Source organism: Gemmatimonadaceae bacterium, assembly GCA_019752115.1.
Taxonomy (GTDB): Bacteria; Gemmatimonadota; Gemmatimonadetes; order Gemmatimonadales; family Gemmatimonadaceae; genus Gemmatimonas.
Map to the genome: position 1 here is coordinate 58,245 of JAIEMN010000007.1, position 20,861 is coordinate 79,105.

Annotated in this window: 17 protein-coding genes; 14 read left to right on the top strand and 3 right to left on the bottom strand. The window is 67.7% G+C overall.

Annotation, left to right across the window (positions count from 1 at the left end; genetic code table 11):
• The first annotated feature begins 8 nt into the window (after positions 1-8).
• A complete protein-coding gene (locus tag K2R93_03600) occupies positions 9-1,037 on the top strand; it encodes a YpdA family putative bacillithiol disulfide reductase (GenBank protein MBY0488905.1) in 1,029 nt (342 codons plus the stop codon).
• 12 nt (positions 1,038-1,049) lie between these two features.
• The gene (locus tag K2R93_03605) at positions 1,050-2,396 is read left to right on the top strand and encodes a glycine--tRNA ligase (protein MBY0488906.1); all 1,347 of its coding nucleotides are present in this window, start codon (positions 1,050-1,052) and stop codon (positions 2,394-2,396) included.
• A 138-nt stretch (positions 2,397-2,534) separates the two neighbouring features.
• Here the strand turns inward: K2R93_03605 and K2R93_03610 are convergent, their stop codons facing one another.
• Positions 2,535-2,939: a GxxExxY protein gene (locus K2R93_03610; protein ID MBY0488907.1), complete on the bottom strand. Its 405-nt coding sequence runs from the start codon at positions 2,937-2,939 to the stop codon at positions 2,535-2,537.
• Between the two features lie 127 nt (positions 2,940-3,066).
• Between K2R93_03610 and K2R93_03615 the strand changes: the two genes are divergently transcribed.
• The 3 genes from K2R93_03615 (at position 3,067) to K2R93_03625 (ending at position 7,177) form a co-directional block, all read left to right on the top strand.
• Positions 3,067-6,303, top strand: coding sequence for a glycosyl hydrolase (locus tag K2R93_03615; protein ID MBY0488908.1), 3,237 nt, complete (start codon positions 3,067-3,069; stop codon positions 6,301-6,303).
• Positions 6,267-6,755, top strand: coding sequence for a hypothetical protein (locus tag K2R93_03620; GenBank protein ID MBY0488909.1), 489 nt, complete (start codon positions 6,267-6,269; stop codon positions 6,753-6,755). The genes K2R93_03615 and K2R93_03620 overlap by 37 nt, the downstream gene beginning before the upstream one ends.
• A gap of 155 nt (positions 6,756-6,910) precedes the next feature.
• Entirely contained in the window at positions 6,911-7,177 is a 267-nt protein-coding gene (locus tag K2R93_03625; GenBank protein ID MBY0488910.1) for a hypothetical protein, read from the top strand.
• 70 nt (positions 7,178-7,247) lie between these two features.
• On the opposite strand, the gene K2R93_03630 is transcribed toward K2R93_03625, so the two are convergent.
• Positions 7,248-10,097, bottom strand: a complete 2,850-nt coding sequence (locus K2R93_03630; protein ID MBY0488911.1) for a TonB-dependent receptor — start codon at positions 10,095-10,097, stop codon at positions 7,248-7,250.
• An 84-nt stretch (positions 10,098-10,181) separates the two neighbouring features.
• Positions 10,182-11,342, bottom strand: coding sequence for a phytase (locus K2R93_03635; GenBank protein ID MBY0488912.1), 1,161 nt, complete (start codon positions 11,340-11,342; stop codon positions 10,182-10,184).
• Between the two features lie 217 nt (positions 11,343-11,559).
• On the opposite strand from K2R93_03635, the gene K2R93_03640 reads away from it, so the two are divergent.
• The 9 genes from K2R93_03640 (at position 11,560) to priA (ending at position 20,801) form a co-directional block, all read left to right on the top strand.
• The gene (locus tag K2R93_03640; protein ID MBY0488913.1) at positions 11,560-12,270 is read left to right on the top strand and encodes an SDR family oxidoreductase; all 711 of its coding nucleotides are present in this window, start codon (positions 11,560-11,562) and stop codon (positions 12,268-12,270) included.
• Positions 12,260-13,567, top strand: a complete 1,308-nt coding sequence (locus K2R93_03645) for a GAF domain-containing protein (GenBank protein ID MBY0488914.1) — start codon at positions 12,260-12,262, stop codon at positions 13,565-13,567. Before K2R93_03640 ends, K2R93_03645 begins: the two co-directional genes overlap by 11 nt.
• A gap of 65 nt (positions 13,568-13,632) precedes the next feature.
• Positions 13,633-13,974, top strand: coding sequence for a hypothetical protein (locus K2R93_03650; protein MBY0488915.1), 342 nt, complete (start codon positions 13,633-13,635; stop codon positions 13,972-13,974).
• Positions 13,971-14,300, top strand: coding sequence for a hypothetical protein (locus K2R93_03655; protein MBY0488916.1), 330 nt, complete (start codon positions 13,971-13,973; stop codon positions 14,298-14,300). Before K2R93_03650 ends, K2R93_03655 begins: the two co-directional genes overlap by 4 nt.
• A 15-nt stretch (positions 14,301-14,315) precedes the next feature.
• Positions 14,316-15,248 (top strand): histone deacetylase, encoded by a 933-nt coding sequence (locus K2R93_03660; protein MBY0488917.1) that lies wholly within the window; start codon positions 14,316-14,318, stop codon positions 15,246-15,248.
• Positions 15,249-15,288: 40 nt separating this feature from the next.
• Positions 15,289-16,308: a magnesium/cobalt transporter CorA gene (gene corA, locus K2R93_03665; GenBank protein MBY0488918.1), complete on the top strand. Its 1,020-nt coding sequence runs from the start codon at positions 15,289-15,291 to the stop codon at positions 16,306-16,308.
• A gap of 42 nt (positions 16,309-16,350) precedes the next feature.
• Positions 16,351-17,349 (top strand): serine/threonine protein kinase, encoded by a 999-nt coding sequence (locus K2R93_03670; GenBank protein MBY0488919.1) that lies wholly within the window; start codon positions 16,351-16,353, stop codon positions 17,347-17,349.
• A 17-nt stretch (positions 17,350-17,366) separates the two neighbouring features.
• A complete protein-coding gene (locus tag K2R93_03675) occupies positions 17,367-18,389 on the top strand; it encodes a dipeptide epimerase (protein ID MBY0488920.1) in 1,023 nt (340 codons plus the stop codon).
• Positions 18,390-18,539: 150 nt separating this feature from the next.
• Positions 18,540-20,801, top strand: a complete 2,262-nt coding sequence (priA, locus tag K2R93_03680) for a primosomal protein N' (GenBank protein MBY0488921.1) — start codon at positions 18,540-18,542, stop codon at positions 20,799-20,801.
• The last annotated feature ends 60 nt before the right edge of the window (positions 20,802-20,861 follow it).

Sequence of the window (20,861 nt, forward strand, 5' to 3'; positions counted from 1 at the left end):
GCGTCCTCATGCCCGATGGCCGTACGCCACCGGTGATCGATCTCGCGATCGTGGGTGCCGGGCCCTGTGGTCTGGCGGCCGCGATCGCGGCGCGGCGCGCCGGCCTGACGGCCGTGGTCTTCGACCGCGGACCGATCGTGGCCGGCCTCGTGAGCTATCCGACGTACATGACGTTCTTCTCGACCGCCGAGCGTCTGAGTATCGGCGGTGTGCCGTTCATCGTGGCGACCGAGAAGCCGACGCGTCGCGATGCGCTGGCCTACTATCGCGGGGTGGCCTCGCTGTACGAGCTGGAGGTTCGGCAGTTCGAGCGGGTGACGACGCTCCGCCCCGTTCGCGTCGATCTGCCGCCTGGTGTGCCGGAGCCGGAGCGTCCGGCGCGCTGGCTCCTGCGGTCGGAGACGCGCGCCGGGGTGCCGTACGAAACGGCCGCGCACGCGGTGGTGGTCGCCACGGGGTATTTCGGCCGGCCGAATCTCCTGGGCGTGCCGGGGGAATCGCTCCCGCATGTCCGTCATGGCTACACCGAGGGCCATGAGGCGTGGCGCCAGCAGGTGGTGGTGGTCGGCGGCGCCAACAGCGCGGTCGATGCGGCGCTCGACATGTATCGCGCCGGCGGGCAGGTCACCCTGGTGCACTTTGCCGAGCAGCTGGACGCCAACGTGAAGCCGTGGGTGCGTCCGGAGATCGAGGCGCGGCTCCGGGAAGGGGTCATCGGGGCGCGCTTCGCGAGTCGTGTCGTGGCGATCGAGCCGGACCACGTGCGGATCGAGGGGCCGCAGGGGCCGGAATCGCTGCCGGCGACGCAGGTGTACTGCATGACCGGGTATCTCCCCGAGACGGGGCTGCTCGAGCAGGTCGGGGTGCCGATCGATCCCGCGAGCGGGATTCCGGCACACGACCCGATTACCATGGCTACCCCGCTCCCGGGTGTCTACCTTGCGGGAGTGATCGCCTCGGGGAACCAGGCGAATCGCATTTTCATCGAGAACGGTCGCGATCACGGCGAATCCATCGTCGCGGATCTGCTCCGCTAACCCGAAACAACCATGTCTGGCTTTCCTGATGTGATGGACAAGCTCGTGTCGCTGTGCAAGCGGCGCGGATTCATCTTCCAGAGCTCCGAGATCTACGGCGGCACCGGTTCGGTGTGGGATTACGGGCCGTTGGGCGTGGAGCTCAAGAAGAACATCAAGGATCGCTGGTGGCACGCGATGGTCCGCTCGCGCGACGACATCGAGGGGCTCGACGCGGCCATCCTGATGCATCCGCGCACGTGGGAAGCGTCCGGCCACGTGGCCGGTTTCGTGGACCCGCTCGTGGACTGCAAGACGTGCAAGGGGCGCTTCCGCGCCGACAAGCTGGAAGACGCGCGGTGCCCGCAGAAGCCCTCGAAGCAGCCGGGCCAGCATGACGCCTGTGCGCTCACCGAAGCGCGGCAGTTCAACCTGATGTTCAAGACCCACATGGGCGCGCTGGAAGAGAGCGCGAGTGTGGTCTATCTGCGCCCGGAAACGGCGCAGGGCATCTTCGTGAACTTCCTGAACGTGCAGCAGTCGATGCGCCAGAAGGTGCCGTTCGGCATCGCGCAGATCGGCAAGGCGTTCCGCAACGAAATCACGCCGGGCAACTTCATCTTCCGCACACGCGAGTTCGAGCAGATGGAGATGCAGTTCTTCGTCGAGCCCGGCACCGACATGGAGTGGTTCGAGCAGTGGAAGGCCATGCGCATGCAGTGGCACTTCGACCTCGGCCTCTCGCCCGATCGCCTCGAGTTCCATCAGCACGACGAGAAGGAACTCGCGCACTATGCGCGCGCGGCGTTCGACGTGCAGTTCGACTTCGGCGGCACGCTGGGCTTCCAGGAAATCGAAGGCATTCACAACCGGTCGGACTTCGACCTGACGCAGCATCAGCAGTACTCCAGCAAGAAGCTCGAGTACTACGATCAGGTGAACAACAAGCGCTACGTGCCGTACGTGATCGAAACGTCGGTCGGCGCGGACCGCGTGACGCTCGCCGCGCTGGTGAATGCGTATCGCGAAGAAGCGGTCCCGGGCGAAGACGAGGGCCGCGTGGTCCTCGGCCTCAAGCCGGCGATTGCTCCGATCAAGGCGGCGATCTTCCCGCTCACGAAGAAGGACGGCCAGCCGGAAATGGCGCATGCAATCGTGAACGATCTGCGTGGCGCCTTCCCGGTGGACTACGACGAGTCCGGCTCGATCGGCAAGCGCTACCGCCGCCAGGACGAAGTCGGCACGCCCTTCTGCATCACGGTGGACGGGCAGAGCACGGGCGACCAGACGGTGACGGTGCGTGATCGTGATTCGCTGGCGCAGGATCGGGTGAACGTTTCCCAGCTCAAGGGCTACCTGGCGGCGAAGCTGGCGGGGTGAGACCTGAGATGGTGAGATATGAGATGTGAGTGGAACTGCACTCACAGAGAACACAGAGCCACAGAGAACACTGAGGCGCGCTCCGGCGGGATCCGGGCGCGCTTCAGTGTTCTCTGTGGCTCTGTGCGCTCTGTGCGATCAGTTCGGCGGACTCTCGTCCACAGAAAAACCATTCGACACGCGCTGAATTCCATCAATCATGCGCGCGGCGCCGAAATTGACCAGCAGACCGTAGCGCAGCTTCATGATGCGGAGGTAGGTCAGCAGCTGGCGCACGTGGATCGGTGAGTGTTTCTCGGTGCTCTTGAGCTCGACGACGACCCGACCCTCGACGAGCAGGTCGATTCGGAAGCCGTAGTGGATCGGGTGGCCCTTCCACTCAAACGGGACCATCAACTGCCGTTCGACCGTGAGCCCCCTCGCCTGGAGTTCGACCACGAGGATCTCCTCGTAGGCGGATTCGAGGAGGCCCGGGCCGAGGGTGCGGTGGATTTCGATGGCGGCGTCGACCACGGCGCCGGTGATGTCGTTGGGGGCGCGCATGGGGTGAGCATACCCGCGGCTGTCACCGGGGCGTCAGCGCATTGCGGTTGGGCGCGGTAGCCTGCAACGTAGGGGTGATCCCATGTGCGGGGATCACAAAGTTGCTCTCTCTGACCCGTCTCAGCCCATGAATACCCTGCGTACCCTCGCGTTGCTGGCCGTGCCGGCTGCGGCGCTGGTGCAGCCGCCGGCCAAGCCTGCTGCGAAAGCGGCTCCGGCGGCGGCGAAAGCGGCGCCGCTGGCGCCCGTCACGCTCGATTCCACCCTGCTGCGCGGCTATCGGTGGCGCAATATCGGGCCGGACCGTGGTGGCCGCTCGATCGCCGTGAGCGGCGTGAAGGGGCAGAAGAACGTTGCCTACTTCGGTGCCGTGGGTGGTGGGCTGTGGAAGACCACCGATGGCGGCGAGAACTGGTTCCCCGTGACCGACGGGCAGATCACGAGTGCGTCGGTGGGCGCGATCGCGGTCAGCGAGAGCAACCCCGATGTGATCTACATCGGCATGGGGGAGAGCTGCATTCGCGGCAACATCATGCCGGGCGATGGCATCTACAAGTCCACCGATGCCGGCAAGACGTGGAAGCATGTGGGCTTCCGCACGGTGGACGCGATCTCGAAGATCCGCGTCGATCCGACGAACCCCGACATCGTGTATGCGGCGGTGTTCGGCAAGTACAGCGTGAACAGCACGGAGCGGGGCGTCTACAAGAGCACCGACGGTGGCGCGACGTGGAAGCGCGTGCTCTATCGTGACGACAAGACGGGCGCCATCGATATCGCGCTCGATCGCACGAACCCGAAGGTGATGTACGCGGCGCTGTGGGAAGCGTACCGCAAGGAATACCAGATGTCGTCGGGCGGCCCGGGGTCGGGGCTGTTCAAGAGCACCGATGGCGGCGAGAGCTGGACGGAGATCACGCGCGCGAAGGGGATGCCGAGCGGCCTCGTGGGGCGCATCGGTGTCGCCACGACGGCGGCCAATCCGAACCGCGTGTACGCCATCGTGGAGAACGACAACGGTGGCCTGTTCCGCAGCGATGACGCGGGCGCGTCGTGGACGCTGATCAACGGTGACCGCAGCATCCGGCAGCGTGCGTTCTACTACACGCACGTCTTCGCCGACCAGAAGAATGCGGACGTGGTGTATGCCCAGAACACGTCGATGTTCCGTTCGACGGATGGCGGCAAGACGCTCATGAATGCGAGCGGCAACAGCCACGGCGACTGGCATGATCTCTGGATCGATCCGGATGATCCCACGCATCTGGTGGCTGCCAACGACGGTGGCGGCGCGGTGACCTTCAACACGGCCGCGCGCTTCTCGGAGCAGGATTTCCCGACCGAGCAGTTCTATCACGCGATCACGACGGCGCACACGCCGTACCATGTGTGCGGGTCGCAGCAGGACAACTCGACGCTCTGCACGCCGAGCAACTGGAACAACGGCGGCGGCTTTGGTCGCGGTGGGGCAGGTGGCGGGCGCGGTGGCCCGAACTTCGCCGGCGCGGAAGCGTTCGGTGGCATGGCGAGCTCGTATCAGGTGGGCGGTGGTGAGCCGGGGTATATCGCGGCCGATCCGAACGATCCGGACGTCTTCTACTCGGGCACCAACAACGGCGGGTACGTTGACAAGTTCAACCGCCGCCTCGGTATGGGGCGCGAGGTGAACCCGTATCCCTGGTTCTACTCGGGCGAGCCGTCGAAGGACATCAAGGAACGGTGGCAGTGGACGTTCCCGATCCTCTTCTCGCAGGCCAACCCGAAGGCGCTCTACGTGAGCTCGCAGCGCCTGTGGCGCTCGTATGACGGCGGCCGCACGTGGAAGCAGATGAGCCCCGATCTCACGCGGCACGCGCCGGAAACGCAGGAGAAATCGGGCGGCCCGATCACCGGCGACATGAACGGCCCCGAAGTGTATGGCGTGATCTTCTCGGTGGGCCCGTCGAAGATCACCGAGCAGGTGATCTGGACCGGCTCGGACGACGGGCTGGTGCACGTCACGAAGAACAACGGCGCCACGTGGACGAACGTGACGCCCAAGGACATGCCGGAGTTCGGGCGCGTCTCGCAGATCGACGCGTCGAAGTTCGACGCCGGCACCGCGTACATCTCGGTGCGCCGTCCGCTGCTGAACGATCGAGCGCCGTACATCTTCAAGACCACGGACTACGGCAAGACGTGGACGAAGATCGTGAACGGGCTGGGCGCCGAGGATTACGTGCACGCGGTGCGCGAAGATCCGACGCGACGTGGGCTGCTATACGCGGCCACGCAGCATGGCGTGTACATCTCGTATGACGACGGCGCGAACTGGCAGAGCCTCAAGCTCAACATGCCGGACACGCCGGTGGCGGACCTGATCGTGGAGCAGAACGATCTGGTCATCGCGACGCACGGCCGTGGCTTCTGGATCCTCGACAACGTGGCGCCGCTGCGGCAGGCGTCGCCGACGGTGCTCGCGGCGGATGCGCATCTGTTCGCGCCGCCGGTCGGGGTGCGCTCGGCGGGTGGTGTACAGCTCGCGTGGTTCTTCAAGCAGGCGCCCAAGCGCGCACAGCTCGAGATCCTCGATTCGCTGGGCAAGGTGGTGCGCAGCTTCGAGGGCGACACGACGCGCGGTGGTGGGGCACCGGCGGCGGGCGGCGGGCGCCGTGGCGGGACGACGGCCACGTTCCCGCTCACGCCGGGGCTGTCGCGCTACAACTATGATCTGCGCTCCACGGGCATCGAAAGCTTCCCGGGGATGATCTTCTGGGGCGCGGGCACGGCCGGTCCGGCGCTGCCGTCGGGGCACTTCACGGTGCGCCTCACGGCCGACGGCAAGGCGATGACGGCGCCGCTCACGATCGTGAAGAACCCGCTCATCAAGGACGTCTCCGACGCGGACCTGCATGCCCAGTTCAAGTTCGGCAGCATGGTGCGTGACAAGACGAACGAGGCGCAGAAGGCGGTGATCGAGATCCGCCGCGTGAAGACGCAGCTGGAAGACCGTCTCAAGCGCGCGGCCGACGATGCGGCACTCAAGGAAAAGGGCGGCACGCTCAAGACCAACGCTTCGGCGGTGGAGGAGAACGTGTATCAGGTCCGCAATCAGTCCGGCCAGGACCCGCTCAACTTCCCGATCAAGGTGAACAACCGGCTCGCGAACCTGCTCTCGATGAGTGAGCGTGGTGACGGCCCGCCGGGGACGTACATGCCGGAGATCTTCGGCATCCTGTCGAAGGAGCTCTCGGGGTATCAGGCCACGCTCGACAAGGTGTGGAAGGACGACCTCGCGGCGGTGAACAAGGAACTGGCGCGGCTCAAGCTGCCGCCGCTCGATCCGAAGTGCACCGTGGTGACCGGCTGCACGGTGACGCCGTGATTTTGCGGCGCCTGCTGGTGCTGCTGACGGTGCCGGGCGCGCTCGCGCTCGGCACCGGCTGCGGCGAATCGGTGCGGACGCGCGTTGCCCGCGCCATGGACGGCTGCGTCGCAGCGCGGAACGATGCGTTCAAGCGCGGTGACGGTGAGGCCGCGCTCGCGATTCCGCTGCCGAAGGCGGTGGACTCGCTGGCCAACGAAACGGCGTACACGTTCGGGCTGATCGTGTATCAGGAAACGAGCGACGAGGCCAAGACGCAGGCCGAACTCACCTGCGCATTGGAACTCGGCTCGCGGTACGACAGCCGGGATACGCGCGAGTGGCTCGAGTACTACTCGCGGCACCCCAACGCGCCGGTGGCGAATCTCGCCAAGCGGCAGCTGCAGAAGCTCAAGGCGGCGAATGGGGAGCCGGGTGTGCTGGCGGCGCCGGCGGCGGATGGGTCCCGCTGATTTGCACTGATCACGAAACTGCCGCACAGGGGCACGAAGGACCACAAGGCCACGGAGGGTGCGCTTAACATCCGCCGGCCCGCGTCGTCTTACCTCCTGAACGCCGCGCAGGGCACGGGGCCCGGCGGGCGCGACCTGAATTGGAGGATCGACCCATGCGCAAGATTGTCTGCTCGATCGTACTCGCCGCGGCGCTCCCGTTTGCGGTGGCCGGCGCCCAGCAGGTGAAGCAGGAAACGAAGGAGCTGCGGCAGGCCAAGAAGGAGCTCAACAACGACCAGCGGGATCGTCGTCAGGCGGCGCGCGCGGGCGATTCCAGCGCGGTGAAGCAGGAGACGCGCGAGATCCGCGCCGACAAGCGTGATGTGAAGCAGGAGCGGCGGGATGTGAAGCGCGCGGTCCGCGAGAAGAAGAACGGCTGAACGGTAGCCGACAGACAAACGGGGGCGTGACCTGGTGGTCACGCCCCCGTTGTCGTGCGAGATCGGATGCTCAGCGCTCGATCTTCACGCCGAGCATGCCCCAGGGCTTGTAGAACTCGTAGCTCGGGTCATCGCCGCCGCCGCCGCGATTCGGGCGATTGCCGACGTAGGCCCGCAGCGGAGTGTTGGAGAGGTTGATGAATTCGCCGAAGAGCTTCACGCGGTTGCGCAGCTGCAGGCTGCCCGACGCGTCCACCTGGAACCGCGACTTGGTGCGCGTGTCGCCATCCGGGGTCTGCGGGTTGATCGTGGAGAGGAACTCGCCCGAGTAGTTGCCGCCCACGCGGAGCGACACCGGACCCCGGTCGAAGAACACCCCGACGTTGCCGGCGTTACCCGTCTGGCCGGGGAGCGGCGTGGTGACGCCCTGGCGGCCGAGCCCTTCGATCGTGGCGTCCGACTTCGTGTAGGTGTAGTTCGCGTTCAAGCCGAGGCCGCGCAGGGCATGCGGGAGGAACGTGAGGTTCTGCTGCCAGGCCAGCTCGAAACCGTAAATCTTGGCCGTCTGGCCGTTCTGCGGCTGAATGATCTGCGTGGCATCGGGGCCCACCGCATCCTGTGCGGTGCGGGCGCGTGACGTCGCGAAGATGAAGTTGGTGAGCTCCTTCGCAAAGCCGCCGGCGGCCACGAAGCCGACGTTCGTGAAGTAGTGCTCAATCATGACGTCGTAGTTGACCGCCGTGGTGGCCTTGAGCGCCGGATTGCCGATGCTGGCGGTCTGCTGGCCGGCGGTGATGTTGATGTACGGTGCCATGTCGCGGAACTGCGGCCGTACGAGCGCCGTGGTGACCGCGGCCTTCACGTTCGTGTAATCCGAGAGGCGCCAGGTCGCGTTGAGGCTCGGGAAGACGTTCGTGTAGCTCGTGGAACCCGTCGTGTCCGTGATGGGGCGGGTCAGCGCCGTGCCGGCGGCATTGAGCGACACGATCTTGGCGGTGTTCTCGGTACGGGTCGCTTCGACACGCAGGCCGGGAATCAGCTTCACCGGGCCGGCATCCAGCGTCGCCATCAGGTACCCGGCGTAGACGTCCTCACCCACGGTGTACGTACCGCCGGCGGAGGTGGTCTGCGATGTGAGCGTGTTCACCGTGAAGGCGTTCGGATTCTCCGCGATGAACGACCGCATGCGGGCGGGATTGAAGGTGCGGCCGAACTGGTAGTCACCGTCGAAGATCGTCCGCCCCGCCGTCTCGGTGGTCAGCAGGGACATCAGCGTGGCGCTGGTGGCGCCGAGCGTGTTGGTGCCGATCGCGCTGCTGAAGGTCGTGTTGTCGAGGCGGTTGCTGCGCGTCTTGAGGCGCGCCGAGAGGCCACCCTTGAGCGTGCCCTCCACATTCCCGAAACGGACCGGGATGGAGCCGTTGATCTTGCCGCTCACATCGTCGTCACGCGTCTTGCGCACTTCACGAATCAGGCTGTTGAACGGGAAGCGCGTCGGGTCGTCGAACGAGCCGGTCACGACATTCGCCCGCGGCCGGTCGGCGTTCTCGAAGTTGTACGCCAGCGACATGCCACTCTGCCGGAACGCCATCGTGAGGACGTCTGGACGGTCCTCCTGCGCCAGCGAAGTACCGATGGTCCAATCGAACGTCTTGCCGCCCTGCGAGAAGTGCTCGCCGCCGAACTGCGCGGTATAGATGTTCTGCACCACCTTGCGCAGGCGGATGTCGCGATCGAACTGGGAACCGGTCGTCACGCCGGAGTCCGGGGTGATCATGGTCCAGCGGGAGCCCGTGCCGCCACGGAAGCGGAAGCGTGCGCGGGCGCGCACTTCATCGTCGGCAAACTGATTCCAGGTGCCGCGCAGGAAGAGCTTGCCGTTGTTCTTGAGCAGAAAATCGAGCGTGGCGTTGGCGCCGTTGCGCTGACGATCAACCTGCGGATAGTCGCGGTACTCGAAGAGGTTGGGCGCGTCGAGCGAGGTCAGGGAGGGCGCGATACCGCAGTTGCGCGTCTGCGAGCACCAGTCACCCTCGATGTTCTGCGAGGCGCGATCGTTGCGATAGTACGTGCCGCCGATCATGGCGCCGAACTTCTGGCTGGCGCCGAACCGCTTGCCCGCGTTGAGACCGAGGTTCACCAGGGCGCCACCACCGAGCTGGTTCTGGCCGCCGGCCGCGGTGACGTTGAAGAGCGGGCGGTTCGCCTGCGCCGTGCGCGTCACGATGTTCACGTTGCCGCCGATGGCGTCGGCGTCCATGTCCGGCGTGAGCGTCTTGGCGACCTGGATCTGCGCCGCCTGGTCCGACGGAATCACGTCCATCGGTAGCTGCCGGTTGTTCTGTTCCGGTGTGCTGACGCGCATGCCGTTGAGCGACATGCTGTTGAGGTCCGCGTTCGTGCCGCGGATCTGCACGAAGCGCCCTTCGCCCTGATCGCGCACGACCGCGATCCCCGGGACGCGCGCGAGGGCTTCGGCCATGTTCGGATCGGGGAGACGCCCGACCAGTTCATTGTCGATGACGCTCGAGATCGTCGGCGCGGTCCGCTGCTGATTGAGCGCGGATGCCTGACCAACCACCTGGCCCTTGACCTGAATCGCGGCAAGCGCCGTGGCGACTTCCACCATCTTCGCATCAAGCACGGCGGTCCGGCCGCTCGTGACCGTGACCGTCTTGGAGAGCGGCGCGTAGCCGAGATAGCGGAAGGTGATCGTGCGAGTGCCGGCCGGCACGTTCACCACGCGATACAGGCCCTTGTCGGTGGCGGCGCGAATGCTCGTGCCATCGACGAGCACCAGCACACCACTGAGCGGGCGGCCGGTCGGATCGGTGATGGTCCCACTGACAACGCCTTGCGCCTGCAAGGCAGGAGCAACAATCGCGAGGCCGAGGGCCACGCGCAGGAATATCGATCGCATGAATTGAGGGGCGGGAGGAGACGCCACAGCGCGAGGCGCTGCGAAGCCCCGAAGAATCGGTGCGACCGGTTACGGTCCCAAGGGCTATTTGGTAACGGCCGTGTCTCGACGCGCGAGTCGGTTCTGTACGTCCCGCCAATCAAAAAAGTGGAACGTGCGATCGGTGGACATCATCACGAGCATGCCCGCCGGAAAACGTGGACCCAGGTTCCGGGAGGTGACGTCCAGACCGTCGGTCTCAATGGCGTCCACCGGGATCACGGCCAGCAGACGATGCTCGAATGGTGCGCTTGCGGTGCCCTCACGCGCGAAGACCCGGAGCCGGTGCCCCTGCTGGTCGGAGACGAGGAGGTATCCGGTGGAGTCGGTCGCCTCGTAGATGCCGATGCCTTCGTGATCCGACACGAACCCGGAGGTCCCGAAGAGCGCGAGTTCGGTGTTGGCGTTCGGCGCGTCGGGATCGACGTGGTACTGACGAATCCCGACCGTTTCATCGCTGTAGTAGACGTATCCCAATCGGCGATCGACCGCGATTGCTTCGATCTCCTTTTTGCCGCTGTAGCGGCCAAAGGCGCGCACCTTCCCCCCCCGGACCGTGCCGTCGCCCGCATCCTCGAGCCGGTACTGCCAGAGGTAGCCCTCGGCGGGGCCGCTCTTGCCGCCCACGATGGCGAAGACCATCCCGTCGGATGGACGGCGCCAGAGCGCGACCCCCATCGGGGCGCGGGAGGCATCACCATCGAAGACGCGAATGCCGCCGTTGTCGATGGGCGTCATATCGGGCAGGCGGAAGACGCGGAGCGCCTGCGCCCCGCGTTCGGTGGTCACAGCGATATCGATCGTCTTCCCGCCCACCAGCAGCCCGGACACGATATCCACGTTGTTCGTGCGCTTCATCGGGGATCGCACGCGGCTGCTGTCGATCGTGCCGTCGAGCCGGAAGACATAGAGGCCACCGGTCGTGTCACCCTTGTCGGTGCCAACGACCAGGGACCGGGTGAGATCGGTGGTGTCGAGCCAGATCGCCGGATCATCCGAGTCCGTCCGGACGGGCTGGGTCACGACCACCGCTCGCAGCGTATCCGTCGATGGGAGCACCCCGAGGGCACTGTCGGCACGGCGCGCGTCGGAGGTGGTGCAGGCGGTGACCAGGGCGCCCAGCACCGCGGGGCGGACGACGCCACGGCGGCGTACCGATGGCAGGATGGCGCGGACGGACCGCCGCGTGTTCAGGGGCGCGTTCATGATGCAGACCTCAGGGGGAAACGGGACGCTGCAAACTCATCGGTCCACCGGCTTCGCGCGACTGGCGGGGGGCCGCCGGCTTCGTCACGGCTCGGTATCGGGGCTGCAGGCGATGGCGGCCACCGCGCTGTGTGGCGACCGGTTCGGGGCCTAGTTTTCCATGCACACAGCCTGGGCCTGCCGTGGGCCGCCGGGCGGCTTCTCTTCGGCACACTCGATGACCACTTCCCGTCCTGTTGCGCTCGTCACCGGTGCCTCGCGTGGCATCGGCCGCGCGATCGCGCTCACGCTCGCGCCCTCGCACAACCTGATCCTGGTCGCCCGCGACGCCGAGCGGCTCCAGACCCTCGCCGGCGAGTGCGAGGCGCTGGGGGCGTCGGTGCAGGTCATGCGGGTCGATGTCCGCGATGGCCTTGCCGCGGCCGCCGCGCTCACCGGGCTGCACGTGGACGTGCTGGTGAACAATGCCGGCGTCGCCGTGATGAAGCCGTTCCTCGAGATGACCGCCGAGGAGTGGCACCGGCAGGTGGATGTGAACGTGAACGCGCTCTATCACGTGACGCGCGCCGTGCTGCCCGGCATGGTGCAGCGCGGTCGTGGTCATGTGTGCATCATCGGCAGCACGGCCGGTCGCAACACGTTCGTGGGCGGCACCTGCTACACGGGGACCAAGCACTTCGTGATGGGCTTCGCCGAGTCGCTGATGCTGGAAGTGCGCGATGCGGGCGTGGCAGTGAGTGTGATCACGCCGGGGTCGGTGGCGACCGAGCTGTTCCCCGAGGGCACGAATACGACCTGGATGCTGGATCCGCAGAACGTGGCGGATGCCGTGGCCTTCGCGGTCACCGCGCCACCGCACATGCTGGTGCATCGCCTCGAAGTGCGGCCCCTGTCTCCCAAGCGTCCGCGGGCGTCGTTTGGCACCTGAGTCCAGCGACCCGCCATCGGTGTCGGCGCTCGCGACCTCCGAGTCACGCGAGCTCCTCGCCGTTCGCGAGATCGCGCACGCGTATCTCGTTGCCGAGCGCCCGGGCGATGTGCAGCAGTTCGCGCTCGATCGCGTCACGCCGCTGCTCGGCGCGAGCTTTTCGCTGGTGATGGAGCTTGGCGCCGACGGGCAGCTGCTGCGCCCCGTCGCGCAGCACGAGTGGCCGTCGAAGCACCGGCATTGGATCGGAGCGTTGCGGGTGCGCATCGGTGACGGGCCGAGCGGCCTGGCCGTGGCGGAACGGCGGCTGGTGGAGGTGCCGGATCTCTTCGCGGATGCCTCTCTGGATGCGTGGCACGAGGTCGCCCACGAGCTGTCGTTTCGCTCCATTCTGGCGGCGCCACTCGAGACGGCGGACGGGCCGATCGGTGCCGTGGCGTTCTACTTCGCCGATGCGACCAGTCTGACGGATGAACAGCGCACGCTCGTGCGTGTGGTGGCCGATCAGTTGGCGGCGGCGACCGACAAGGCGCATCGCACGGATGCGTTGCGTCGCGCGAATGCGGCGCTGGCCGAGGCGAATCACGAACTCGCGGTCCAGGCCCGCGCACGGGCCAAGGCGGAGCAGCAGCGCGATGCGGTGGAGACGCGCGTGGTGGACGCGCTGCTGGCACTCACCGCGCCGGGGGAGGCGCTCGAGGCGACCGCCGCGCTGGGCCGGCTCGAGGCCGCGCACGCGCTGGCGCAGGCGTCGCATGAGTTCACGCTGGTCACGCGCGCGGGGTTCACGCCCGGCGATGATGACGTGGACCCCCGGGAGCCGCTGCGTGAGGCGGTGGGTCGCTGGCGGCAGCGGATGCCGGCGGCGGTGATTCAGGTCGAGGAGCCCACGGTGCTGCTCCCGACCATCCGGGCCAGTCAGGCGTGGCTCACCCGGGCTATGGATCTGGCCCTTGGCCTCGCCCTGCGCACGGCCGACGCTGCCACGCTGGTGCGGGCGGGCGTCGAGCTTGGCCGCGGCTTTCTGGCGTTGCAGGTACGCTGGGACGCCCGTGCCGAGGTGCCGCCGGCCGACGCGGCGCACCCGCCCGTGCACGCCGATATACTTGAACGGGTTGGGCGCGGGGATTACCTCGACGGATCGGTGGCCGGGCGTTTGGTCACGGCCGTGGACCTGCCGCTCCTGCGGGCGTTGGTCGCCCGCTTGGGGGGCGACGTGCGGCTCGAAATGCCGCCGGCGGGTGACGATCACGCGCATGCCATCGTGTTGCTGTTCCCTGTGGCGGTGCGCGGCTAGCGCTTCGCGCGGGTTCGGGACGGCGTCGTCGTACGGTCGATTTACGGATTTTTCTTCGGGTGCTCATGCATCAGCAGTCGTCACGTCAGTTGCAGTCGCGCCGGACGTCGGCGCCGGTCGCCGAGGTGCTCGCGCAGGCGGTGCGCTTCTTTTCGCGCGGCAGCGGCATCTACTCGGCGTTCGTCGAAAAGCAGGGGCCGACCTACGTGTCCCTGCGCGGGCAGGGGGGTGAGGAACTCGTGATCGGCGCGCGCGAGACGCCCGACGGAACCGAGGTGAGCGGGTCGAGCTATCTGTTCGATCAGCAGATCGCGCGCTTCCTCGACTCGCTGCCGCCGGCGCCTCCGCCAGCGCCGGTACCGACGGCGATCGCCGAGACATCCGAGCCCACGCCGGCGGCGTCATGAGCACGCCCATGCTCTTTGCCAATGCGCTGCGGGCACAGCCCGGCGCCATCGTGCTGGATGACGGGGCCGATGCCGTCACGATTCGTGTGCAGGCGGCCGAAGCGTGGGATGCGGTGCGCGTGACGTGCCGATTGACGGCGACCGTCGCTGAGGTGAAGCGCGCGGCGATGGCCGTGCTGCTACCGGATGTCGTGGCGACGGATGACTACTGCGTGAAGTTCCGCGGCGCGCTGATCGACAACGAGTCGATCTCGCTGGCGCAGGCGGGTGCGAAGGCGGCCTCGACGCTGTTCGTGACGGCGCGGCGTCGCCGTCCGATTCTGTAAGGCGGAGTCCCGCGCATGACCGCCGGCGTGGCGTTCATCTCGCACCCCGACAGCGGGCGCCACGATACCGGGTGGGAGCACCCCGAGCATGTGGGGCGCATCGTGGCAATTCCGCGGGCGCTCAAACATCGGCCGGAGCTCTTTCATGCGCTGCAGCATGTCGAGGGGCGCCATGCCACCGAGAGCGAACTCGCGCTGGCGCACGACCCGGCGTACATCGCACGTGTGCGCGAGCTGGTGGCGGCGGGCGGTGGGCGGCTCGACCCCGACACGGTGGTGAGCGAGGGGTCCTGGGACGCCGTGACGGCCGGCGCCGGCTGCGTGCTGGACGGCGTGGACATGGTCTTCGATGGCCGGGCACCACGGGCCTTCGCGGCGGTGCGGCCACCCGGACATCATGCGCTGCGCGATCGGGCGATGGGCTTTTGCCTGTTCGGCAACGTGGCCATTGCGGCACACTACGCGCTGGCGACGGGCAAGGCTGATCGCGTGCTGATCGTTGACTGGGATGTGCATCACGGCAACGGCACGCAGGCGCTGGTGGAGCACGAGCCGCGCATTCACTTCGTGTCGATGCACCAATGGCCGTGGTACCCCGGTACCGGGGCTGCCGACGATCGCGGGCCACTGGGGACCGTCTGGAACGTGCCGATGCCCCCGTCGTTGCCGCCGGCGCACTACGTGGACGCGCTGCTGCAGGCCGTGGATGCGGCCGCCGAGGGGTTCACGCCGGACCTCGTGCTGATCAGTGCCGGGTTTGACTGCCTCGCCGGGGACCCGCTGGGCGCGTTCACGCTGACGCTCGACGACGTGCGCACGCTGACCCGGGCGCTGGTGGAGCGCGCTGAGCGCTGGTGCCACGGGCGTGTGGTCAGTGCCCTCGAGGGTGGCTACGCCCCCGACGCGGTGGCGCAGGCCGTGCTCGAGCACGTCGCCGCCCTCGCCTAGGCTGGCCGGATCACGGCCCCGCGGGCCAGATTCGAGGACCATGCCCCGCATCGTGCCCAGTTCCGTCGAAGGACGCCCCGATCCGCTGCCGCGGACCATCTACCGGTCGCCGACGGGCACGGATGTGGTGGACTGCCATCCGCGAGAAGTCGCGCAGCTGCTGGCCGAGGGCGGACCGCTGTGGGTGGACATCGACTCCACGGTGCGGTCGCAGCACGCGCTGCTGGAGAAGGTCTTCAAGTTTCATCCGCTCGCGATCGAGGACACGCTCAATCCGGCGTCGCGCGTCAAGATCGAGGAGTACGAAGGGTATCTGTTCATCATCCTGCGCGGCATCGCCTTTGCGACGGATACCGACGACCCGTACGATCTCGAAACGCAGGACCTGTACTGCTTCCTCGGGTCGCAGTATCTGGTCACGGTCCACGCCGGCGTCATGCCGAGCGTCGAGCGCGTGGCGTCCACGATGCGCCAAAGCCCGGAGCTGCTGAGCCGCGGTGTGGAGCGTGCGCTGCACGCCATTCTGGACGACACCATCGACTCGTTCTTCCCGATTCTCGAGCAGATCGACCAGTTCATCGATGGGCTCGAACATCGGGTCTTCGTGGACTTCGACGATCGGGCCCTGCGCGACCTGTTTCAGGTCAAGCGGCTGGTGCTCTCGCTGCGGCGTTACCTCCAGCCGTCGCGCGAGGTCATGAATGTGCTCACCAATCGGCCGAGCAGCCTGCTGACGCCCGATGTGCAACTGTACTTCCGGGACATCTACGACCACGTCCTGCGGATCAACGACTCGCTCGACACGTATCGCGACCTCCTGAGCAGCACGATGGATTCGTACCTCACGCAGGTCTCGAACCGGCTGGGGCAGACGACCAAGGCGCTGTCGGTGCTGGCGACGATGTCGATCCCCTTCGTGGTAGTGAGCGGGATGTGGGGGATGAACTTCACCAAGATGCCGCTCTCCAACTGGCCGCACGGCTTCTGGTTCATGCTGCTGCTGCAGCTGGCGTTGGGCGGGCTGCTACTTTTCTATCTGCGGTGGCGGCGGTGGCTCTGAGCCCCGGCCGCGGCGTGACCTTCCCCTCTTTGCGATTGCGCGATGTTCTGCCCTGACTGCGGCACCTGGAACCGGGCGGCGGCGGCGAAATGCCTGCGCTGTGGCGCGGCGCTGCCCGAGGTTTCGGCACCGCCCATCGATGTGCCCGACGAAGAGCTGCGCGAGCTGCGCAACGCGACCGGCAACCGCTATGCGATCGTGAAGCGGCTTGGCAGTGGCGGCATGGCGCATGTGTATCTGGCGCGCCATGCGGTGCTGGCGCGCTCGCTGGTGATCAAGGTGCTGCACAAGACGCTCGCCAAGGAGCAGGAGATGCGCGAGCGCTTCCGCCGCGAAGCGGAAGCGGCGGCGCGGCTGGTGCACCCGTACATCTGCGGGATCACCGACATGGGCTACTCGGGGGATATCGAGTATCTCGTGATGCCGTACTACGCCGGCGGCTCGCTGGCCGATCTGCTGTCGCGTCGCAAGACGGTCTCGCCGATGACGGCGGCGAGTGTGGCCTCGCAGGTGAGCGTGGCGCTCGACTACGCGCACCGGCACGGCGTCGTGCATCGCGACATCAAGCCCGACAACATCCTCTTCGACGAGGATGGCAATGTGGCGCTCACCGACTTCGGTATCGCCACCGCGCGCTTTCACGGGCGCCTGACGGCGAGCGGGCGCGCGATGGGGACGCCGCACTACATGAGCCCCGAGCAGGCGATGGGGCGGCTCGTGGACGGCCGCAGTGATCTCTACGCCGTGGGGCTGCTGCTCTACGAGATGCTCCTCGGCAACCCGCCGTTCGATGGCGACGATTCGTACTCGGTGGGCTACAAGCACGTGCACGAGGCGCCGGTCGCGCCGGATACGGTGGATACGCGCATTCCGGCGGCCCTCAGTGCCATCGTGATGCGGTGTCTCGCGAAGCAGCCGGCCGAGCGGTACGACCGCGGCTTCGAGCTGGCGGATGCGCTCGTACAGTTCCTGCAGGGCAGCGGTGGCGCCGAGCTGCGCAATGCGCGCACGGCGCGGGCGTCGGGGCTGACGCCGCTCTAACTCCTCGATCTCCAGCCATGCAGCTCACAGCGAGCGTCGTCACGGTCCACACCACGCACCCGTTCTTCATCGCGCGCGGCGGCCAGCGCGAATATCGCGTGGTGTGGGTGAAGCTGGTGGATCATGACGGCGTGGAAGGGTGGGGCGAGGCCGCGCCCAGCAAGTTCTACGGCGAGACGGCGGAAACGGTGCTGGTGGCGCTCGAGCGTTTTGCCCCGTTGCTGGCCGATGCCGATGCGTGGAGCCTCGAGGCCATCGAACGCGCGCTCGAGCAGTCGCTCCGCTTCAACGCCGCGGCGCGCTGCGCGGTGAGTGCCGCGCTGCATGACCTGATGGGCAAGCGCGTGGGGCTCCCGCTCTGGAAGTTGTGGGGGCTCGACGCGGCGGCCGCGCCCCGATCGAGCTTCACGATCGGGATCGCGCCCGACGAGGCTACGCTGCGCGCACGGGTGCGTGAGGCGGCGCATTTGCCGATTCTCAAGATCAAGCTGGGCTCCAGCTGGGATCGCGACATCGTGCGCATCGTCCGCGAGGAAGCGCCCCAGGCCACGCTGCGGGTGGATGCGAATGCGGCGTGGACGCCCAAGCAGGCGCTGGGGATGCTCGATGCACTGACGGCGGTGGGCGTGGACATGCTCGAGCAGCCGCTCGCGCCGCACGACATTCCGGGGCTCCGCTTCGTGCGCGAGCGCTCGTCGGTCCCGATCGTGGCCGACGAGTCGTGCCTGGTGGCTACGGACATCCCGAAGCTCGTGGGCGCGGTGGACGGCATCAACATCAAGCTCGCCAAGTGCGGCTCCCTGCGCGAAGCGCTCCGCATGATCGCCGTGGCGCGCGCCCACGGTCTGCGTGTGATGTGCGGCTGCATGATCGAAACGTCGCTCGGTATCGCCGCCGCGGCGCAGTTTGCGCCGCTGCTGGATGACGCGGACCTGGACGGAGCGGCGCTGCTGGCGGATGACCCGTTCGTGGGACCGGGGTTTGCGGAGGGGCAGGTGGTGCTGACGGGGGAACCGGGGCTGGGAGTGCGGCGACGCTGAGCGGACGCCTGTTGCGTGGTGGCACGCGGGGGCGCTCGGGCTCGGTGTTCGGACAACGTCCGTGTTTGGACAGGTTCAGTCGTCCATAGTTGTCCGATCGCCGAGTCGTTCTGGTGACGCTCCGGTGACGTCCCGCAGTACCTTTCCCCCATGTCCCGCTGCATTGCCGTTGCCCTCCCCGCGCCGCTGTTCAAGCGGTTCACGTACCTCGTGCCCGAGGGCGTGGCGTGGCCGGTGGCGCGCGGGGCGCGGGTGCTGGTGCCGTTTCGCAATCGGGCGGAGATCGGCATTTGCCTGGGTGAGTCGGATCCGCCGGAGGGCGTGCGGCTCAAGCCGATCAAGGCGGTGGTGGATGACACGCCCTCGCTGCCGGCGCCGCTGCTGGAGATGGCGGAGTGGATCAGTGACTGGTATGCGTCGCCGATCGGGCTGACGCTGCGGTCGATGCTCCCCACGGCGCTGACGAGTGCGGCGGCGCCGCAGCCGACGGCCAAGACCAAGCGCGTGGTACGGCTCACGCAGGAGCTGCCGTCGCTGCTGCAGCGCGAACAGATGTTTGCGCGGGCGAAGCAGCAGCGCGTGGTGTATGAGCTGCTCGAGGCGCAGGGTGGGGCCGCGCCGCTCGACGCGCTGCTGGTGCAGGCGAACTGCACGGCGGCGGTGGTCACCGCGATGGCCAAGAAGGGGCTCGTGGAGGTGCGGCAGGAGGTGCGGCCGCGCGATCCCTTTGCCGATCGCGCCGGTGTGGCGCCGCCGCCCAATCCAAGTGCGGCGCAGCGGGCGGTGATCGACGCCATCCTCGCGGGAGATCCGGGGCAGGTGTTCCTGCTGCACGGCATCACCGGCAGCGGCAAGACGCTCGTGTACATCGAGGTGCTGCGCGCCGTGCTGCAACAGCCCGGGCGCACGGCCATCGTGCTGGTGCCCGAGATCGCGCTCACGTCACAAACGGTGGACCGCTTCCGCGGCGCGTTCGGTGACGACGTCGCGGTGCTGCACTCCGGCTTGAGCGATGGTGAGCGGCTCGATGCCTGGCAATCGCTGCGGCGTGGCGAACGCCGCATCGCGGTGGGCGCACGCTCGGCGCTCTTCGCCCCACTCGAGCGGGTGGGCGTGGTCATCGTCGACGAAGAGCACGAAAGCAGCTACAAGCAGTCGGAGACGCCGCGCTATCATGCGCGCGAGGCGGCCATCGTGCGCGCGCGGGCGGAAGGCGCGCTCGTCGTGCTGGGGAGTGCCACGCCGAGTCTCGAGAGCTGGGAGCGCGCGGATCGCGGCCAGGCGGTGCGGCTTACGCTTCCCGATCGCGCGGGCGGTGCGCAGTTGCCGCCGGTGGCGGTCGTGGACATGCGCGTGGCCACCAAGGAGGCGCTCGCGACCCGCCCGATGCACATGCCGTACGATCCGGTGCTGAGTGTCTTCAGCCCCGTGCTGCTGGCGGCGCTGGAGTCGCGACTGACGCGCGGCGAGCAGAGCCTGTTGCTACTCAACCGCCGCGGCTACGCGAGCTTTCTGCAGTGTCATGCGTGCGGCGATGTGCAGGTGTGTCCGCACTGCAGCATTTCGCTCACGTATCATCGCGTGCCGGAAGCGCTGGTGTGCCACTACTGCCAGCATCAGGCCGAAGTCCCCACGAGTTGCACGGCGTGCGGGGCGGCCACGATGCGGCAGCGGGGGCTCGGGACGCAGCAGGTGGAGCGCTTCGTCGCCGAGCGCTTTCCGGAGGCGCGCATTGCGCGCATGGACGTGGATACCACGAGCGGGAAGTGGGCGCACACGCAGATCCTGGATCGAGTGGGGCGCGGCGAGGTGGACATCCTGCTCGGCACGCAGATGATCGCCAAGGGACTCGACTTCCCGAACGTGACGCTGGTGGGCGTGGTGGATGCGGACACGGGGCTCAACCTGCCGGACTTCCGCGCGGCGGAGCGCACCTTCCAGCTGCTGTCGCAGGTGGCGGGGCGCGCGGGGCGCGGCCCCAAGGGGGGCGAGGTGATCGTGCAGACGCGCATGCCGGAGAGCCACGCGGTGCGGCACGCACTCACGCACGACTTCCTGGGCTTCGTGCGCGAAGAACTCGGCGCTCGGCGCATGCCGGTGTATCCGCCGTTCGTGAGCATCGCGAACGTGGTGCTGAGCGGCGCCGATCAGGCGCTGACGGCACAATCGGCCCTCGAGGCGGCGCGCTGGGTGCAGCAGCTGGCGTCGACCAAACAGCTGCGCGATCTGGTGCTCGTGGGGCCGGCGCCGTGTCCGATCGACCGCATCAAAGATCGCTGGCGGTGGCACTTCCTCCTCAAGTCTTCCCGCCCGGCCCTCATGTCGCGCGTTGCCCGCTACATCGCCGAGCACTGTCCGACGCCGGCCGACGTGCGCCTCGTCGTGGACCGCGATCCGGTGTCGCTGCTCTAGCGCTGGCCTTTGCGCTGGGCGGGGTGGGGGGGCGGTGGGGCGCGGGGGGCGCGGCGCGGG

Bases quoted from the DNA above. Each gene is read 5' to 3' on its own strand.
- K2R93_03600 (MBY0488905.1), top strand. From the start codon at position 9: ATGCCCGATGGCCGTACGCCACCGGTGATCGATCTCGCGATCGTGGGT.
- K2R93_03605 (MBY0488906.1), top strand. From the start codon at position 1,050: ATGTCTGGCTTTCCTGATGTGATGGACAAGCTCGTGTCGCTGTGCAAG.
- K2R93_03610 (MBY0488907.1), bottom strand. From the start codon at position 2,939: ATGCGCGCCCCCAACGACATCACCGGCGCCGTGGTCGACGCCGCCATC.
- K2R93_03615 (MBY0488908.1), top strand. From the start codon at position 3,067: ATGAATACCCTGCGTACCCTCGCGTTGCTGGCCGTGCCGGCTGCGGCG.
- K2R93_03625 (MBY0488910.1), top strand. From the start codon at position 6,911: ATGCGCAAGATTGTCTGCTCGATCGTACTCGCCGCGGCGCTCCCGTTT.
- K2R93_03630 (MBY0488911.1), bottom strand. From the start codon at position 10,097: ATGCGATCGATATTCCTGCGCGTGGCCCTCGGCCTCGCGATTGTTGCT.
- K2R93_03635 (MBY0488912.1), bottom strand. From the start codon at position 11,342: ATGAACGCGCCCCTGAACACGCGGCGGTCCGTCCGCGCCATCCTGCCA.
- K2R93_03640 (MBY0488913.1), top strand. From the start codon at position 11,560: ATGACCACTTCCCGTCCTGTTGCGCTCGTCACCGGTGCCTCGCGTGGC.
- K2R93_03650 (MBY0488915.1), top strand. From the start codon at position 13,633: ATGCATCAGCAGTCGTCACGTCAGTTGCAGTCGCGCCGGACGTCGGCG.
- K2R93_03655 (MBY0488916.1), top strand. From the start codon at position 13,971: ATGAGCACGCCCATGCTCTTTGCCAATGCGCTGCGGGCACAGCCCGGC.
- K2R93_03660 (MBY0488917.1), top strand. From the start codon at position 14,316: ATGACCGCCGGCGTGGCGTTCATCTCGCACCCCGACAGCGGGCGCCAC.
- corA (MBY0488918.1), top strand. From the start codon at position 15,289: ATGCCCCGCATCGTGCCCAGTTCCGTCGAAGGACGCCCCGATCCGCTG.
- K2R93_03670 (MBY0488919.1), top strand. From the start codon at position 16,351: ATGTTCTGCCCTGACTGCGGCACCTGGAACCGGGCGGCGGCGGCGAAA.
- K2R93_03675 (MBY0488920.1), top strand. From the start codon at position 17,367: ATGCAGCTCACAGCGAGCGTCGTCACGGTCCACACCACGCACCCGTTC.
- priA (MBY0488921.1), top strand. From the start codon at position 18,540: ATGTCCCGCTGCATTGCCGTTGCCCTCCCCGCGCCGCTGTTCAAGCGG.